The 15,779-nt window shown below is 66.1% G+C and carries 15 protein-coding genes; 6 read left to right on the top strand and 9 right to left on the bottom strand.

Going from position 1 to position 15,779, the window contains the following annotated elements; translation table 11 throughout:
- The first annotated feature begins 6 nt into the window (after positions 1-6).
- On the top strand, positions 7-1,470 hold the full coding sequence (nuoN, locus tag IB275_RS14505) for an NADH-quinone oxidoreductase subunit NuoN (RefSeq protein ID WP_081520495.1): 1,464 nt from the start codon (positions 7-9) through the stop codon (positions 1,468-1,470).
- Positions 1,471-1,570: 100 nt separating this feature from the next.
- On the opposite strand, the gene IB275_RS14500 is transcribed toward nuoN, so the two are convergent.
- Positions 1,571-2,638 (bottom strand): AI-2E family transporter, encoded by a 1,068-nt coding sequence (locus tag IB275_RS14500; RefSeq protein ID WP_192296199.1) that lies wholly within the window; start codon positions 2,636-2,638, stop codon positions 1,571-1,573.
- Positions 2,639-2,728: 90 nt separating this feature from the next.
- Positions 2,729-4,048 carry a Na+/H+ antiporter family protein gene (locus tag IB275_RS14495; protein WP_192296200.1) on the bottom strand — a complete coding sequence of 440 codons (1,320 nt, stop codon included), beginning with the start codon at positions 4,046-4,048 and terminating at the stop codon, positions 2,729-2,731.
- Between the two features lie 295 nt (positions 4,049-4,343).
- Here IB275_RS14495 and IB275_RS14490 point away from each other — a divergent pair, with 295 nt between their 5' ends.
- Positions 4,344-6,488, top strand: coding sequence for a methyl-accepting chemotaxis protein (locus IB275_RS14490; protein ID WP_192223615.1), 2,145 nt, complete (start codon positions 4,344-4,346; stop codon positions 6,486-6,488).
- A gap of 39 nt (positions 6,489-6,527) precedes the next feature.
- Here IB275_RS14490 and IB275_RS14485 read toward each other — a convergent pair whose 3' ends face one another.
- The 4 genes from IB275_RS14485 to IB275_RS14470 are packed head-to-tail and all read right to left on the bottom strand — an operon-like array spanning position 6,528 to position 9,140.
- Positions 6,528-7,847, bottom strand: coding sequence for an ATP-binding protein (locus IB275_RS14485; protein ID WP_192296346.1), 1,320 nt, complete (start codon positions 7,845-7,847; stop codon positions 6,528-6,530).
- Positions 7,844-8,518 carry a response regulator transcription factor gene (locus IB275_RS14480; RefSeq protein ID WP_081520498.1) on the bottom strand — a complete coding sequence of 225 codons (675 nt, stop codon included), beginning with the start codon at positions 8,516-8,518 and terminating at the stop codon, positions 7,844-7,846. The genes IB275_RS14485 and IB275_RS14480 overlap by 4 nt, the downstream gene beginning before the upstream one ends.
- Complete coding sequence (locus tag IB275_RS14475) at positions 8,518-8,832, bottom strand: PepSY domain-containing protein (protein WP_192296345.1); 315 nt, start codon at positions 8,830-8,832, stop codon at positions 8,518-8,520. Before IB275_RS14475 ends, IB275_RS14480 begins: the two co-directional genes overlap by 1 nt.
- Complete coding sequence (locus IB275_RS14470; protein ID WP_138214296.1) at positions 8,832-9,140, bottom strand: PepSY domain-containing protein; 309 nt, start codon at positions 9,138-9,140, stop codon at positions 8,832-8,834. The genes IB275_RS14475 and IB275_RS14470 overlap by 1 nt, the downstream gene beginning before the upstream one ends.
- Positions 9,141-9,287: 147 nt before the next feature.
- On the opposite strand from IB275_RS14470, the gene IB275_RS14465 reads away from it, so the two are divergent.
- A complete protein-coding gene (locus IB275_RS14465) occupies positions 9,288-10,370 on the top strand; it encodes a patatin-like phospholipase family protein (protein WP_192296344.1) in 1,083 nt (360 codons plus the stop codon).
- A gap of 33 nt (positions 10,371-10,403) precedes the next feature.
- Complete coding sequence (locus tag IB275_RS14460; protein WP_192296343.1) at positions 10,404-10,784, top strand: YfeK family protein; 381 nt, start codon at positions 10,404-10,406, stop codon at positions 10,782-10,784.
- Between the two features lie 129 nt (positions 10,785-10,913).
- Here IB275_RS14460 and IB275_RS14455 read toward each other — a convergent pair whose 3' ends face one another.
- The 3 genes from IB275_RS14455 to hmpA are packed head-to-tail and all read right to left on the bottom strand — an operon-like array spanning position 10,914 to position 13,580.
- Positions 10,914-12,104 (bottom strand): NnrS family protein, encoded by a 1,191-nt coding sequence (locus IB275_RS14455; protein ID WP_192296342.1) that lies wholly within the window; start codon positions 12,102-12,104, stop codon positions 10,914-10,916.
- Entirely contained in the window at positions 12,091-12,348 is a 258-nt protein-coding gene (locus IB275_RS14450) for a transmembrane sensor/regulator PpyR (RefSeq protein WP_081520504.1), read from the bottom strand. The genes IB275_RS14455 and IB275_RS14450 overlap by 14 nt, the downstream gene beginning before the upstream one ends.
- A gap of 50 nt (positions 12,349-12,398) precedes the next feature.
- Complete coding sequence (gene hmpA / locus IB275_RS14445; protein ID WP_192296341.1) at positions 12,399-13,580, bottom strand: NO-inducible flavohemoprotein; 1,182 nt, start codon at positions 13,578-13,580, stop codon at positions 12,399-12,401.
- 172 nt (positions 13,581-13,752) lie between these two features.
- On the opposite strand from hmpA, the gene norR reads away from it, so the two are divergent.
- Positions 13,753-15,312, top strand: coding sequence for a nitric oxide reductase transcriptional regulator NorR (gene norR / locus IB275_RS14440; protein ID WP_192296340.1), 1,560 nt, complete (start codon positions 13,753-13,755; stop codon positions 15,310-15,312).
- 107 nt (positions 15,313-15,419) lie between these two features.
- Entirely contained in the window at positions 15,420-15,776 is a 357-nt protein-coding gene (gene queD, locus IB275_RS14435; protein ID WP_017516521.1) for a 6-carboxytetrahydropterin synthase QueD, read from the top strand.
- The last annotated feature ends 3 nt before the right edge of the window (positions 15,777-15,779 follow it).

Below are 15,779 nucleotides of genomic sequence, written 5' to 3'. Positions count from 1 at the left end.
CGCGAAATGACCTTCACGATTCAACACTTCATCGCGCTTCTGCCACTGCTCATCACCAGCGCCACCCTGGTGGTGGTGATGCTCGCGGTAGCCTGGAAGCGTAACCACTCGATGGCCGCCACCCTCTCGGTGATCGGTCTGAACCTGGCCCTGCTGTCGATCATCCCGGTGCTGAAAGTCACCCCGATCGAAGTCACCCCGCTCATGGTGGTCGACAACTTCGCCTGCTTCTACATGGCCCTGATCCTGATCGGCGCCCTGGCCTGCACTACCCTCGCCCACGCCTACATGGAAAGCTTCCCGGGCAACCGCGAGGAACTGTACCTGCTGCTCCTGCTCTCCACCGCAGGCGGCCTGGTACTGGTCAGCGCGCAGAACCTGGCCGGCCTGTTCATCGGTCTGGAGCTGCTGTCGGTGCCGGTCTACGGCATGGTGGCCTACGCCTTCTTCAACAAGCGCACCCTGGAAGCGGGCATCAAGTACACCGTACTGTCCGCCGCCGGCTCCGCGTTCCTGCTGTTCGGCATGGCCCTGCTCTACGCCGAGTCCGGCAACCTGGGCTTCTCCGCCATCGGCGCGTCGCTGGCCGAAGGCACCAGCCACGGCCCGCTGCTGGCCATCGGCGTCGGCATGATGGTCGTCGGCCTGGGCTTCAAACTGTCCCTGGCGCCGTTCCACCTGTGGACCCCGGACGTCTACGAAGGCGCCCCGGCTCCGGTCGCCACCTTCCTGGCCACCACCGCCAAGGTCGCCGTGTTCGCCGTGCTGCTGCGCCTGTTCCAGATCGCTCCGGCGGCCCTGAACAACGGCCTGCTGCATGACGCCATCGCGGTCATCGCTGTCGCCTCGATCCTGATCGGTAACCTGCTGGCGCTGACCCAGAGCAACATCAAGCGCCTGCTCGGCTACTCGTCCATCGCCCACTTCGGCTACCTGCTGATCGCCCTGGTGGCGAGCAAGGGTCTGGCCGTGGAAGCGGTCGGCGTCTACCTGACCACCTATGTCGTCACTACCCTGGGCGCCTTCGGCGTGGTCACCCTGATGTCCACCCCGTACAGCGGCCGCGACGCCGACGCGCTGTTCGAGTACCGCGGCCTGTTCTGGCGCCGTCCGGTGCTGACGGCGGTAATGACCGTGATGATGCTGTCCCTGGCCGGCATCCCGCTGACCGCCGGCTTCATCGGCAAGTTCTACATCGTCGCCACCGGTGTCGAGTCCCAGCACTGGTGGCTGGTCGGCGCCCTGGTACTGGGCAGCGCCATCGGCCTGTTCTACTACCTGCGTGTCATGGTGACCATGTTCCTGGTCGAGCCGAACATGAAGCGCCACGACGCGCCCCTGGACTGGGCCCAGCGCGCCGGCGGCATCATGCTGGTAGCCATCGCCCTGCTCGCCTTCTTCCTCGGCGTCTACCCGCAACCGCTGCTGGACATCCTCCAGCACAGCGGCCTGGTAGCCATCGCCGGCTAAGGTCGACAGGCAACAAAAAACCCCGCTTCGGCGGGGTTTTTCATTCGGCTGATTTATTGCCGTGAGGCGTTGCGGCTTTTCGTAGGATGGGTGCTCTGCCCTACTCTGCCGGCTTGGCTGCTTCGCCTTCACGACCGGTGAACAGGTCCCAGGAGGCCATGAACAGCGCGGCGATCAGCGGGCCGATGACGAAGCCATTGAGACCGAACAGCGACATGCCGCCGAGGGTGGAGATCAGCACCACGTAGTCGGGCATCTTGGTGTCCTTGCCCACCAGGATCGGGCGCAGGATGTTGTCCACCAGGCCGATCACCACCACGCAGAACAGCGTCAGCACAACGCCCTGCCAGATCGCCCCGGTGAGCAGGAAGTAAGCCGCCACCGGGACCCAGATCAGCCCCGCGCCAATTGCCGGGAGCAGCGAGAGGAAGGCCATCAGCGTGCCCCAGAGCAGCGAGCCCTGGATGCCGAGGAACCAGAAGATCAGCCCGCCCAGCGCGCCCTGGGTCGCAGCCACGGCGATGTTGCCCTTCACCGTGGCGCGGATCACCGTGGTGAACTTGGCGAACAGGTGTTGCTTGTGCTCCCCGCTCAGCGGTACCGCCTGCTTGATCCGCTTGCCCAGGGTCGGGCCGTCGCGCAGCAGGAAGAACAGCAGGTACAGCATGATGCCGAAGCTGATGACGAACTCGAAGGTGTTCTGGCCGATGCTGAAGGCCTTGGTGGCCACCAGCTGGCTGGCCTGCATCGCGCCCGCCGAGAGCTTTTCCTGCAGGCTGGAGAGGTCCGCCAGATCAAAGCGCTCCAGCAACTGGTGCGCCCAGCCCGGCAGCGCGGCGACCGCCTGCTGGTAGTAGGCGATGAAGTTCAGCTCACCGGACTTCAACCGCTGGTAGACGGTCGCCCCCTCCTGCACCAGCGCTCCGGCGATGAAGGTTACCGGCAGGATCACGATCAGGAAGCACACCGCCAGGGAGATCAGCGCGGCAAGGTTGTTGCGCCCGTTGAGTTTGACTCGCAGGCGGCGCTGCAGCGGGGCGAAGATGATCGCCAGGATGGTGCCCCAGAAAACCGCCCCGTAGAACGGCAGCAGGATCCAGCCGAAGGCGAGTGTCACCACCAGCAACAGGGCGAGGAACGTCCGGTATTCCAGTTTCGATTCGAACATGAGCGGGTCCATGGAGGGATAAACCTGCTCATTAGTCAGCAGTTGCCCCGCCAAGTGCAACTTTCAGCGCGTTCCGTGGGCGCGAGCGCTCTAGAGCACCATTGCGGCCACCCAGCCGAATACCAGCAGCGGCAGGTTGTAGTGCAGGAAGGTGGGCACCACGGTGTCCCAGATGTGGTTGTGCTGGCCGTCCACGTTCAGGCCCGAGGTCGGGCCGAGGGTGGAGTCCGACGCCGGCGAGCCCGCATCGCCCAACGCGCCCGCAGTCCCCACGATGCTGACGATGGCCAGCGGGCTGAAGCCCAGGTGCACCGCCAGCGGCACGAAGATCGCGGCAATGATCGGCACCGTGGAGAACGACGAGCCGATGCCCATGGTCACCAACAGGCCCACCAGCAGCATCATGAAGGCGCCCAGCGCCTTGCTGCTGCCGATCCAGCCGGCGGCGCTGTCCACCAGGCTGGAGACCTGCCCGGTGGCGGTCATCACTGCAGCGAAACCCTGGGCGGCGATCATGATGAAGCCGATCATGGCCATCATCTTCATGCCTTCGGTGAACAGGTCGTCCGCTTCCTTCCAGCGCACCACGCCGGACAGCGAGAACACCAGAAAGCCCACCAGCGCGCCGAGGATCATCGAATCCAGCAGCAGTTGCACGGCAAAGGCCGCCGCGACCGCGACGCCCGCCACCACCAGGCTCATCCTGCTGTACGGCGTATCGACCCGCTCGGCCTGCTCGATACGTTCGAGGTCGTAGTCACGCTTGCGCCGGTAGCTGAAGAGCACCGCGATCAGCAGGCCGCAAACCATGCCCAGCGCCGGAATCAGCATGGCATGGGTAACGTTGATGCCCTGCACGTCGACGCCCGCGCGGGCCACGTTGGCCAGCAGAATCTGGTTCAGGAAGATGTTGCCGAAACCCACCGGCAGAAACATGTAGGGGGTGATCAGGCCGAAGGTGATGACGCAGGCAATCAGCCGGCGGTCGATCTGCAGGCGCGTCAGCACATAGAGCAGCGGTGGCACCAGCAGAGGGATGAAGGCGATGTGGATCGGCAGGATATTCTGCGAGGAGATCGCCACCACCAGCAGCAGGCCGACCATCATCCACTTGAAGCCATTGGAGCCATTCGCCTCGTGGCGGCCGAGCATCGCCAGGGCGCGATCGGCCAGCGCGTGCGCCATTCCGGAGCGTGCGATGGCCACGGCAAAGGCGCCGAGCATGGCGTAGGACAGCGCCACCGTCGCACCGGCGCCCAGGCCTTCGTTGAACGCCTTGAGCGTGCCGTCCATGCCCAGGCCGCCCAGCAAACCACCGGCCACCGCGCCGGCGATCAATGCGACCACCACATGCACGCGACACAGGCTCAGCACCAGCATCAGGCCAATGGCGATCAGCACCGCATTCATCTTCACCACCCCTCTCACGGATTGCCCCGCCTGTGCGCGGGCAAAAAAGGCGCGCACTCTGCCAAACCCCTGGCGGGGTGTCAAAACCTGTGTCGAATCAGGACGTTTCCGAAATCAACTGGGCGGGATTTTCACCGTAGTGCGCACGTTTTTTGCCTTAAAGTCGCCGCCCGTCGTAACGGCACGCCAGAATCGCCTGTTTTCCGGCGTTTCGCCCCGTCACGGGTCAAGAAGATGCGGGAAAGGCCGATATATCGGGCATCCCAGGGCTTAGTTCAAACAAGGATTCCCCTCCATGCTGCTGCGCCGTCTCTCCATCCAGTGGAAGATCACGTTGCTTGCCGGGCTGTGTCTGCTCGGCGTCGTCTCGCTGCTCTCCGGCCTGTCCGTCTACCGCACGCAAACCAGCACCGCGCTGGTCAAGCAATCGAGCACCGAAATGCTCGATGAGGCGGCCAAGGCCCGCCTGCAATCGCGCGGCGAAGTCCAGGCCATGCGTATCCAGCGCTACATCATGGATGCCTACCAGTACGGCAAGGGCTTCTCGCGGCAGGTACTGTTCCTGCGCGACCAGGCGCAGAAGCGCTTCCTTGACGCCTATGACCTGCGCGAAGACCTGACCCGCCAGGTGAAGACCGCGCTGGAAGGCAACCCGGAGCTGCTGGGCCTCTATGTCGCCTTCGAACCCGATGCGCTGGACGGCAAGGACAAGCTCTTCGCCGGCCAGGGCGAGCTGGGCAGTAACGACGCTGGACGCTTCTCCATCTACTGGTCGCAGGCCACCCCGGGCCACCTGGAATCCGAAGCCATGGCCGAGTCGCTGCTGCAGGACACCAGCCCCGGCCCGAGCGGCAGCGCCTACAACGCCTGGTTCACCTGCCCCAAGACCACCGGCCAGCCCTGCGTACTTGACCCGTACTTCGACGACGTCGGCAACAAGCGCATGCTGATGACCAGCATCGCCTTCCCGCTGGAACTGGACGGCAAGGTCATCGGCGTCATGGGCCTGGACATCAGCATGGAGAAGCTGCAGGAAATCAGCGTCGAGGGCAGCCAGGAGCTGTACGACGGCCAAGGTCGCGTCAGCATCGTCAGCGCCGCTGGCCTGCTCGCCGGGCACAGCGCGGATGCCTCCAAACTGAGCAAGAACCTCAAGGAGGTCTACCCCAACCAGGGCGCCGACCTGCTGCAGGCCATCGCCGCCAACCATGAGCAGGTGTTCCGCCAGGACGACCAGCTGCGCGTGGTCGAGCCGCTGCAACCGATCCCCGGCTCCAAGCCCTGGGGCGTGCTGCTGGAAGTCCCGCAGAACGTCCTGCTCGGCCCGGCCATCGAGTTGCAGAACGAACTGGACAACCAGCGCGTGCAAGGCACCGTCTCGCAACTCGGCTTCGGCCTGGTTGCCATCCTGATCGGCCTGTTCGCCATGTGGCTCACCGCCCGCGGTGTGACCCGGCCGATCCTCAACGTCGCCGCCATGCTGCGCAACATTGCCAGCGGCGAAGGCGACCTGACCAAACGCCTGGACTACAGCGGCAAGGACGAGCTGGGTGAACTGGCCGGCTGGTTCAACCGCTTCCTCGACAAGCTGCAGCCGATCATCCGCGACGTGAAGTCCTCGGTGCAGGACGCCCGCGCCACTGCCGACCAATCCTCGGAAATCGCCAGCCAGACCAGCGCCGGCATGCAGCAGCAGTTCCGCGAAGTCGACCAGGTCGCCACAGCCTCCCAGGAAATGAGCGCCACCGCCCATGACGTCGCCAACAGCGCCGCCATGGCCGCCGATGCCGCCCGTGGCGCCGACGGCGCGACCCGCGATGGCTTGAGCGTGATCGACAACACCACCCGCCTGATCGACGAACTGGCCAGCGACATGAGCAGCGCCATGAGCCAGGTGGAAGGGCTGGCAGCGAGCAGCGAGCAGATCGGCTCGGTGCTGGAAGTGATCCGCGGCATCGCCGAGCAAACCAACCTGCTGGCGCTCAATGCCGCCATCGAAGCGGCCCGCGCCGGTGAGGCCGGGCGCGGCTTCGCGGTGGTCGCCGACGAGGTACGCAACCTCGCCAAGCGCACCCAGGATTCGGTAGAGGAAATCCGCCAGGTCATCGAAGGCCTGCAGAACGGCACCCGCGAGGTGGTCGGCGCGATGAACAATAGCCACCGCCAGGCGCAGGACAGCGTGAACCAGGTCGAACAGGCTGTGGCCGCGCTGAAGCGCATTGGCGACGCCGTGGGTGTGATCACCGACATGAACCTGCAGATCGCCAGCGCCGCCGAGGAACAGAGCGCGGTGGCCGAGGAGATCAACCGCAATGTGGCCGGCATCCGCGACGTCACCGAATCGCTGTCCAGCCAGGCGCAGGAATCGGCGCAGGTCAGCCAGTCACTGAACAAGCTGGCGAACCACCAGCAGGGGTTGATGGATCAGTTCCGCGTCTGAGCCGCAGCAGGATCGGTCGCCGGCAAGGCCGGCGCCAGATCAGGCCGTGCGGCGCGGCAGCTCCACCACCACCCGCAACCCGCCCAGCTCGCTGCTTTCCAGCGACAGGCCACCGCCACAGGCCGCCGCGATATCCCGTGCGATGCCCAGGCCCAGGCCGTGCCCAGCCACCTGCTCATCCAGCCGCGTGCCACGCTCCAGCACGCTGTCACGCTGGTCCTCGGCAATGCCGGGGCCATCGTCATCCACGCTCAACCGGTAGGCATCGGCGCCCTTCTCAACCGTCAGGCGCACCTGGGCATCGGCCCATTTGCAGGCGTTATCCAACAGGTTGCCGAGCATCTCCAGCAGGTCCTCCCGGTCGTACGGCAGGCGCGTCGCGGGCGGCGCCTGCCAGTCGATGGCGAGGTGGTCGCCATGGATGAGCTTGAGCATGTCGCACAGGCTCGGCAGCTCCGCATCGCAGTCGAAGTGGGCGCCGGGCAATGCTTCACCCACCAGCCGCGCACGTCCAAGCTCGCGGGCCAGACGCTGCTCGATCTGCTCCAGCTGTTCCTGCAGCACGCGCCGTAGCTCGGGGTGCTCGCGCAGCTCCTCGCGGTCGGCCAGGCTGATCAGTACGGCCAGCGGCGTCTTCAGCGCATGACCGAGATTGCCCAGCGCATTGCGCGAGCGGCGCAAGGTGTCCTCGGTGTGCTGCAACAGATGGTTGGTCTGCTCCACCAGCGGCTCCAGCTCGCGCGGCACCTGGCGGTCCAGCTGGCTGCGCTGACCCTCCTGCAACTGCGCGATCTGCTGGCGCACGCGCTCCAGCGGGCGCAGCGCGCGGCGCACCGCGAAGTTCTGGAACACCAGGATCAGCAGCAGCGCCAGCGCGCCGGCCCCCAGGCCGATATTGCGCAGGCGGTTGAAGCTCTTGAGGACGGGTGTGTAATCCTGCGCGACGACAATGTTGAGCTTCTTGCCGTAACGCTTGTAGTCACCGCGGAAGACCAGCAGGCGCTGACCCTCCGGGCCTTTTTCCAGCTTGCTGGCCAGGCCCTTGTGCGACGGCAGCTTCAGCTCGTTGTCCCACAACGAGCGTGAACGCCAGGTCTGGTCATCGAAGCGGATCACGAAATAGCGCCCGGAGAACAGCCGCTCATAGGTGGCGTCGACCCGCTGGCCGTCCAGCTGCAGCCCGGCCGGGCCACGGGTGATGCCCACCAGCAGGCTTTCCGCCTCGTCCTGCAGGCCGTTCACCAGGTAACGGCGCAAGCCCTGGTCGAACAGCCAGAGCCCCGCCTGGGCCAACGCCAGGCCGACCACCACCAGTACCACGCCAAGCCCGAGTCCGAGCCGGCGCTGGATCGACATCAACGGCCGACTCCGTTGCCGGTGAAGCGGTAGCCCTGGCCACGGCGGGTTTCGATGATCTCGCGGCCGAGCTTGCGGCGCAGGTGGTTGATATGCACCTCGATGACGTTGGAATCGCGCTCGGTCTCGCCGTCGTACAGGTGCTCGGCCAGGTGCGATTTCGACAGCAGCTGGCCGGGGTGCAGCATGAAATAGCGCAACAGACGGAACTCGGCGGACGTCAGGTCGACCTCCTTGCCACCCTGCTGCACGCACTGGCGCGACTCGTCGAGGCTCAGGCCGGCGACTTCCAGCTGGCTCTGGTTGGCCAACCCACGGGCACGGCGCAACAGCGCCTGGATACGCAGCAGCAGCTCCTCGGGATGGAACGGCTTGGTCAGGTAGTCGTCCGCACCGGCCTTCAGGCCATCGATGCGCTCAGCCCAGGAGCCGCGTGCGGTGAGGATCAGCACCGGTATCGAAAGCCCCATGCCGCGCCATTCCTGCAGCACTTCCAAGCCGGGACGGCCCGGCAGGCCGAGGTCGAGGATCACCAAGTCGTACGGTTCGCTGGCTCCCTGTACGGCGGCGTCGCGGCCGTCGGCCAGCCAGTCCACCGCGTAGCCCTGGCGGGTCAGGGTCGCCAGCAGCTCATCGGCCAGGGGTACGTGGTCTTCCACCAGCAGCAGGCGCATCAGTCGTCTTCCTTATCCTTGAGGATGCGGCCGTCGCGGGCATCCAGTTCCAGTTCGCGCACCACGCCTTCGGTGGTCAGCAGTTCCACCTCGTAGATGTAGGTGTCGTGCTCCTTCTCCAGCTCGGCTTCGAGCAAGCGCGAGCCTGGGTAGCGGCTCAGCGCGGCGGGGAGGATTGCCTCGAAGGGGCGGATCACCCCTTCCTTGCTCAGGCGCAGGGCTTCGTCCTGGCTCAGGTCATGGGCCTGCGCGACGCCAGCAATGGCGGCAAGCGCCAGGCCAAGCAGCGCCACGCGCGGCAGAACGGTCTTCATCAGTCATCCTGGTGATCGGTGAGGACTTCGCCGGTAACCGCATCCAGCTCGACATCCCACTTCACGCCCTGGGCGTCCTTGAGGTCGACCTTGTAGAGATAGCGGCCATGTTCCAGCTCGAGCTCGCTATCGTACACCGAACCGCCGGCATGCTTGGCCAGCGCGGTGCGGTTGAGCTCCTCGAAGTTGCGGATGGTGCCGGCATCGCGCAGGCGCAGTGCCTCGTCCGGGCCGATGTCGTGTGCCGTGGCAACGCCTGCGCCCAGCAGCAGGGCGGAGAGCGCGGTCAGGATCAGCAGCCATTTCATGAGCGTACCTCGTCAGAATCTTCTTACTTCCAGACTAAGGCGAAGGACTTAACTCAAGCTGAATCGGCAAGGAACATTCACCTGGTGAAGTATCCTTGCTCCGTGCGTACAGGCTCTATAATCGCGGCCTGCCAAAGCGAGGCCCGCATGACCGCCATCCAGATCAAGACCCCCGCCCTCACCCTCAAGGCCGGAAGCCGCGCGCTCCAGCGCATCCGCGAACAGGGGCTGGCCCCCGCCGATGTAGGCATCCTCCCCGGCGCCGCCGGTGGCCCGAAGGCGCTGGGCATTCAGGGCCTGGACCTCGCCCTGTTCGGTGAATGGCTGCCGCGCGCGCCGCGCGAGCGCTCGCTGATCGGCGCCTCCATCGGTTCCTGGCGCTTCGCCAGCGCCTGCCTGCCCGACCCGGCCGCGGGCATCCGCCGCCTCGGCGAGCTCTACACCCAGCAACGTTTCGCCCGCAACGCGAGCGTCAGCGACGTCTCGAAAAGCTGCGCGAAGATGCTCGACGATCTGCTCGATGGCCACGACGCCAGCGTGCTGGACAACCCCTGGTACCGTCTCAACGTGGTAGTGGTGAAGAGCCACGGTCGCCTCGCGCAGGACGGCAAGGCCAACCTCGGCCTGGGCCTGGGCGCGGTGATCCGCGACAACCTCGTCGGGCGCCGCCACCTGCACCGGCACTTCGAGCGTCTGATCATCCACGACGCCCGCCGCGCACCGCCGCTGGAGGCGCTGTCGGACTTCCCCTCGCGCTACCTGCACCTGGACCTGGCCAACCTGCGCCATGCCCTGCTCGCCTCCGGCTCCATTCCCATGGTCATGGAAGGCGTGCGCGACATCCCCGGCGCCGGCCCCGGCACCTACCGCGACGGCGGGCTGCTGGACTACCACCTGGACCTGCCCTACCAACCCGAGGGCGTGGTGCTCTACCCGCACTTCACCGACAAGGTCATCCCAGGCTGGTTCGACAAGGGCCTGCCCTGGCGCCGTGGCGACGCCGGCCGCCTGCAGGACGTGCTGCTGCTGGCGCCGTCGAAGGAATACCTGGCACTCCTGCCGCACAACAAGCTGCCGGACCGCAAGGACTTCCACCGCTACCTGGGCGACGACGCGGGCCGCGAGCGCTACTGGCGCAAGGCAATGGATGAAAGCCGGCGGATGGGTGACGAGTTCCTTGAACTGGTAGACAGCGGGCGCCTCGGCGAACGGCTGCAGCCGCTGACATAATCAGCGGCTTCACGCCTACAGCAAGGAATCGCCATGCCGCACTCTCGAAAGCTTCGCTCGCTTCTGGGCGCTCTCCTGCTCATCAGCATGGGCGCGCAGGCCGCAGTCGATGCCAAGGCGCAGCAGGAAATCACCCAATTGCTGGACTTCGTCGAGCACAGCGGCTGCCAGTTCATCCGTAACGGCAGCGAGTACCCGGCCGCCGAGGCGCGCGCGCACCTGCAGAAGAAGTTGGACTACCTGGAAAACAAGGGCATGGTGAGCAACGCGGAAGACTTCATCGAGCGCGCCGCGACCAAGAGCAGCATGAGCGGCCAGCGCTATCAGGTGGATTGCCCGGCGGGCAAGCAGGACTCCAGCGCCTGGCTGAATGACGAGCTCAAGCGGCTGCGTCAGGCATCGCAAGGAAACTGAGCTCATCCGCGATGGTTCGGCGCACCGACAAGGTCGCGGGCATTGCCCGCTCCTACAGGTGGGCGATTCTGTAGGAGCGGGCCAAGCCCGCGAACCGCCGCCTAAGATGGCGTTACCACAACACTCCGATCAGCCCGGCTGCCCATCCAGCCGCGGCTTCCAGAACATCGGGCCGTAGTGCCAGGCGAACATCAGGAACGCCACCACCCAGCACGCTGCCGCGATGCTCAGGCCCTCCAGCGGCCACCACATCACCAGCAGCACCCGCGCGACGACACCCAGGTTGAGCAGCGCGAAGGCCCAGGACATCACCTTCGGCGGTTGCAGCGGGCGACCGGTGTGGCCAAGGCTCACCCGCGCGACCATCGCCAGGATCAGCCCGCCAACGCCACCCACGGTGAGCGCGTGAATTGCCAGGCTCACGTTGAAGCTCGGCGAGAAGTTCCACAGCGCCATACCTGCCGGGGCCAGCAGCATCCACAGATAGGCCAGGTGCAGAGACCAGAGCAGCGGCACGCCCCAGTAGCCCTTGTCGTACCAGCGCCACAGGCGAACCAGGTGCCCCACCGCCAACGCGGCGAACAGCAGGCCTACCAGCGGGTGCGGCGTCAGGCCGATACCGACTGCGCTCAGCACCGCCACCAGCAGGGTGCCGCCCAGCAGCGAATTGTCCAGCCAGTTCCAGGCCGGCACCTGGGCGGTGCGGCCCAGCCCGCGCTGGGTGAAGAAGGGAATCACGCGGCCGCCGATCAGGCCCATCAGCGCCGCCACCAGCCATAGCGCACCCAGTGCGCCACCGCGCTGCCAGGCATCGTTGCCGGTCCAGACGCCGGCCATCACCAGCGCGTCGGCGAGTGTCAGCAGGCTCAGCACCGCGATGATCGGGTAGTTACGCTTCTGCCGGACCTGCCACAGGCTGCGGCCAATGAAGAAGGCCAGCGCCGGCATGAACGCCAGCTCGAGCACGGTGACCAGCCACAGCGGCGCACCCACGAGCCAGCCCACCCGCGCCGCGAGCCAGACCAGCGACAACACCATCAGCGGCTTGCCACTGACGCCGGGGCGGCCGGTCCAGGTCTGCACCGCGGTCAGCAGGAAGCCGGCGATGATCGCCGCCGCGAAGCCGAAGAGCATTTCATGACGGTGCCAGGCCAGCCAGCCGCCCAGCGGTTGCCAGGTCGGCAGCACACCGAGCAGCACCGCCGCCCAGGCCGCGATGGCGATCAGCGCGAACACCGCGCCACCCAGGAAGAACGGGCGGAAACCCAGGCGCCACAGGGGCGGTATGGTCAACAGCGCTTTTCGATCAACCAGTAACACAGCAAGCCTCCCAGCCTTCCTTGCGCATCTGATGTTGGGCTACCAGCCGCAGCACATAGCCCAGCTTCAATAGTGTCGGGCCGAGGATGGTGAAGGCATGCGCTGCGACAATGCTTTGCAGGTTCAGATGGCCATCGACGAAATAGGCTCCCACGATTCCCAACAGCAGTAATACGAGCCCGCCGGTCAGCAGTGACCAGGACATCGACAGATTGCGTTGCGGGCAGGCGAACAGACTTTCCATCACACACCTCCTCGGGATGCGCCGGCCCGCCATCGGGCCGGCGCTCAGGTTCAGGCCTCCAGCGCGCTGGCCGGGCCGAAGAACTCGTAGTGGGACTGTTGCTCGGGCACGCCGATATCACGCAGGTGACGCTTCACCTGAGCCATGAACGGCTTGGGACCGAGGAAGTAGGCGTCCAGGTTGCGGTCTTCCGGCAGCCAGTCCGCCAGCAGCTCGCGGCTGAGGAAGCCTTCGACGTGGGACGCATCCTGCGCGCGCGGCTCGCTGTAGCAGAAGTAATGCTTGAGCTGCGGATGCGCGTCGGATTGCGCCTCGACCCATTCGCGGAACGCATGCACGCCACCGTGGCGGGCGCAGTGGATGAAGTGCACTTCACGACCGGATTCCAGCGCCGGCTTGAGCATCGCCAGCGCCGGGGTGATGCCCACGCCGGCGGTGATCAGGGCCAGCGGCTTGTCTCCACCGCGCAGGACGAAATCGCCCGCCGGCGGGAACAGGTCCAGCTCGTCGCCCACGTTCAGGCGATCGTGCAGGTAGTTGGACGCCTTGCCTTCGGGTTCACGCTTCACGCTGATGCGGTACTCACGGCCGTTGGGCGCGTCGGACAGCGAGTAGGTGCGACGCACTTCCTCGCCATCGATCTCCAGGGAAAGGCCGATGTACTGGCCGGGCTGGAAGTCCAGCAGCGGCTCGCCATCCAGCGCCTGGAAGTAGAAGGAGGTGATTTCCTCGCTCTCGGCTTCCTTGCGGGCAATGCGGAAGCGCCGCGCGCCACGCCAGCCGCCATGTTGCTCGGCGTTCTGCTGGTACACCGACTCTTCGGCGCCGATCAGGATGTCGGCCAGCTGGCCGTAGGCGGCGGCCCAGGCGTCGATCACTGCCTGGGTGGCGATCTCCTCGCCCAGTACTTCGCGGATCGCCCGCAGCAGGCAGCTGCCAACGATCGGGTAATGTTCCGGCTGGATCTGCAGGGCAACGTGCTTGTTGACGATCTTCGCCACCAGCGGGCCGAGCTGCTCCAGCTCATCGATGTGGCGGGCGTACATCAGCACGCCGTTTGCCAGCGCACGGGGCTGGTCGCCGGAAGCCTGGTGCGCCTGGTTGAACAGCGGACGAACTTCCGGGTACTCGCTGAGCATCATCTTGTAGAAGTGCTGGGTCAGGGTCTCTCCGCCGGTCTCCAGCAGCGGGACGGTGGCCTTGACCAGGGTACGGTGTTCGTTGGACAGCATGTGGATCTCCTCGGGTTGGCCAGGCAATGAGTGGGGGGCGCCTGAGCTTTCTGCCTGAGGTATTTCAGGAAGCGTGCCAATCCCGCAGGCCTCTGTTTCCGGGACTTTCGCCTGGAAATGAGTCATAATGACCACGCAAATACCAGGTCAAAACGACTCCAAAGAGGTCAATATGACTCGCAACCCTCTTCTGGCCACCCTCCTTCCGCTGGTAGCCGACCTGTCCCGCGAGCTGCCGGAAAGCGAACGCTATCGCCGCCTGCTGGAAGCCCTGCGCGGTCTGCTGCCGTGCGATGCCACCGCCCTGCTGCGCCTGGAAGGCGATCAACTGGTACCGCTGGCGGTCGATGGCCTTAGCCAGGACACCCTTGGTCGCCGCTTCAAGATCAGCGAGCATCCGCGCCTGCGCGCCCTCATCGAGCACCCCGGCCCGACCCATTTCGCCGCCGACTGCGGCCTGCCGGACCCCTACGACGGGCTGGTGGAGGGCCTGCACGGACACCTGGAAGTCCACGACTGTCTCGGCTGTCCGCTGCTGGTGGACGAGCAGCCCTGGGGCCTGCTGACCCTGGACGCGCTGGACCCCGAGCGCTTCTCCACTGGCGACCTGGACAACCTGGAAGCCTTCGCCAGCCTCGCCTCCGCCACGGTGAAGGCCAACCAGCGCATGACCGACCTGGCCCAGCGCGCCGAGCACGAGCAGCAGCGCGCCGACGCCTACCAGCGCGCCTCCGGCGACCAGCCCAGGGAGCTGATCGGCCAGAGCAAGTCGCACCAGGCGCTGATGAATGAAATCCAGGTGGTGGCCGGCAGCGACCTGAGCGTGCTGATCACCGGCGAAACCGGCGTCGGCAAGGAACTGGTCGCGCAATCGATCCATGCCAATTCGCTGCGCCGCACCCAGCCGCTGATCAGCCTGAACTGCGCGGCGCTGCCGGAAACCCTGGTGGAAAGCGAACTCTTCGGCCACGTCCGGGGCGCCTTTTCCGGCGCAGTGGGCGAGCGTCGCGGCAAATTCGAACTGGCCGACGGCGGCACCCTGTTCCTCGACGAAGTAGGCGAGCTGCCGCTGACGATCCAGGCCAAGCTGCTGCGCGTGTTGCAGAGCGGCCAGTTGCAGCGCCTGGGCTCGGACCGCGAGCATCATGTAGACGTGCGCCTGATCGCCGCCACCAACCGTGACCTCGCCGAGGAGGTCCGCGCCGGCCGTTTCCGCGCCGACCTCTACCACCGTCTGAGCGTCTATCCGCTACGCGTTCCGCCCCTGCGCGAGCGCGGCAACGACGTGTTGCTGCTGGCCGGCTACTTCCTCGAACAGAACCGCCCGCGCCTGGGCCTGCGCAGCCTGCGCCTGACCCGCGAAGCCCAGGCCGCGCTGGTCGATTACGCCTGGCCGGGCAACGTGCGCGAGCTGGAGCACCTGATCGGCCGCGCCTCGCTCAAGGCCCTGGCGAACCACTCGCAGCGCTCGCGCATCCTCAGCCTGGGTGTCGACGACCTCACTCTGAACGCCCTGCACAAAGGCGCGCCCGATGCCGGCGCGAGCAAAGGCGACAATGCCATCGGCGAGGAGCTGGCGGGCGAGCTTCGCCCGGCAGTGGACGCCCTCCAGCGCCGGATGATCAGCCAGAGCCTGGAGCGCCACGAAGGCAACTGGGCAGCCGTGGCCCGCGAGATGGGGCTGGACCGCGCCAACCTCAATCGCCTGGCGAAACGCCTGGCGATCAAGTGAGCCGCTGGCCGGATCGGCCGGTCCAGTGGGTACGATGGTGATAGACTGTGCGCCCATTTTCCGGCCGGCCCGTTCCAGGGCCGGCGATCGTCACAGAGCACGCTACTTTGGAATTGTTCAAGGAATTCACCTTCGAGTCCGCCCACCGCCTGCCCCATGTTCCCGCCGGGCACCAGTGCGGACGTCTGCATGGCCACTCCTTCCGGGCCGCCATCTACATCGAGGGCGAGGTCGATCCGCATACCGGCTGGATTCGCGATTTCGCCGAAATCAAGCAGATCTTCAAGCCGATTTACGACCAACTCGACCACAACTACCTGAACGACATCCCCGGCCTGGAAAACCCCACCAGCGAGAACCTCTGCCGCTGGATCTGGCAACAGCTCAAGCCGCTGCTGCCGGAGCTGTCCAAGGTACGCGTGCACGAGACCTGCACCAGCGGTTGCGAATACCGCGGCGACTGATGC

The organism is Pseudomonas sp. PDM21 (genome assembly GCF_014852505.2).
In the GTDB taxonomy this organism is placed as follows: domain Bacteria; phylum Pseudomonadota; class Gammaproteobacteria; order Pseudomonadales; family Pseudomonadaceae; genus Pseudomonas.
This window is presented reverse-complemented; position numbering and strand designations above follow the sequence as displayed.

Bases quoted from the DNA above. Each gene is read 5' to 3' on its own strand.
- IB275_RS14465 (WP_192296344.1), top strand. From the start codon at position 9,288: ATGACCGCCATCCAGATCAAGACCCCCGCCCTCACCCTCAAGGCCGGA.
- hmpA (WP_192296341.1), bottom strand. From the start codon at position 13,580: ATGCTGTCCAACGAACACCGTACCCTGGTCAAGGCCACCGTCCCGCTG.
- nuoN (WP_081520495.1), top strand. From the start codon at position 7: ATGACCTTCACGATTCAACACTTCATCGCGCTTCTGCCACTGCTCATC.
- IB275_RS14500 (WP_192296199.1), bottom strand. From the start codon at position 2,638: ATGTTCGAATCGAAACTGGAATACCGGACGTTCCTCGCCCTGTTGCTG.
- IB275_RS14490 (WP_192223615.1), top strand. From the start codon at position 4,344: ATGCTGCTGCGCCGTCTCTCCATCCAGTGGAAGATCACGTTGCTTGCC.
- IB275_RS14450 (WP_081520504.1), bottom strand. From the start codon at position 12,348: ATGGAAAGTCTGTTCGCCTGCCCGCAACGCAATCTGTCGATGTCCTGG.
- IB275_RS14470 (WP_138214296.1), bottom strand. From the start codon at position 9,140: ATGAAATGGCTGCTGATCCTGACCGCGCTCTCCGCCCTGCTGCTGGGC.
- IB275_RS14460 (WP_192296343.1), top strand. From the start codon at position 10,404: ATGCCGCACTCTCGAAAGCTTCGCTCGCTTCTGGGCGCTCTCCTGCTC.
- norR (WP_192296340.1), top strand. From the start codon at position 13,753: ATGACTCGCAACCCTCTTCTGGCCACCCTCCTTCCGCTGGTAGCCGAC.
- IB275_RS14495 (WP_192296200.1), bottom strand. From the start codon at position 4,048: ATGAATGCGGTGCTGATCGCCATTGGCCTGATGCTGGTGCTGAGCCTG.
- IB275_RS14480 (WP_081520498.1), bottom strand. From the start codon at position 8,518: ATGCGCCTGCTGCTGGTGGAAGACCACGTACCCCTGGCCGATGAGCTG.
- IB275_RS14475 (WP_192296345.1), bottom strand. From the start codon at position 8,832: ATGAAGACCGTTCTGCCGCGCGTGGCGCTGCTTGGCCTGGCGCTTGCC.